The sequence below is a fragment of the Sporolactobacillus putidus genome (genome assembly GCF_014647035.1).
GTDB classification, from domain to species: Bacteria; Bacillota; Bacilli; order Bacillales; family Sporolactobacillaceae; genus Sporolactobacillus; species Sporolactobacillus putidus.
The window spans coordinates 1-521 of sequence record NZ_BMOK01000042.1 but is presented as its reverse complement, the minus strand read 5'-3'; the positions used below and the strand labels follow the sequence as shown (position 1 = coordinate 521).

General features: G+C 46.4%; 1 protein-coding gene. It reads right to left on the bottom strand.

The window, feature by feature from the left end; genetic code table 11:
- Positions 1-56: 56 nt before the first annotated feature.
- Positions 57-488, bottom strand: coding sequence for an IS200/IS605 family transposase (gene tnpA / locus IEX81_RS16520; RefSeq protein ID WP_188805348.1), 432 nt, complete (start codon positions 486-488; stop codon positions 57-59).
- Positions 489-521: the final 33 nt, after the last annotated feature.

Sequence of the window (521 nt, the reverse complement as noted above, 5' to 3'; positions counted from 1 at the left end):
AGACTGAAGTCTTCTGAAAGCTCTTATGCTCAAAGCACACTGAATTCTGACTGAACTCAGTCGTCAATCTTGAAAATGTCGTCCTTGACTTTATTCGACTGGTTCGCGATATAATTTCGGATGATTTCTTCCGTCACGTTGCCAACCGTTGCACAGAAATAACCTCTGGACCATAGGTGCTGGCCCCAATATCGTTTTTTGAGTTCTGAAAACTCATCCTGCAGTAATCTGGATGAACGTCCTTTCAGATACTGCATGATTTTACTCGGTGCAAGGCTCGGCGGACAGGAGATCAGCAGATGGATATGCTCTTTCCCCACACTTCCCTGCAGGATTATAACTCCTCTGGCCTCACATCCCTGCCGAATCAGTTCACGCAAACGAATGGCGATCTGCCCCCGCAACACTTGATACCGGTATTTGGTCACCCAGATCACGTGATACTTGATATCGTAGACCGCATGACCGCTTTTCTGATAGCCGTCCATACTTTTCACCTCTTTGAAAAGTATGGACACGAA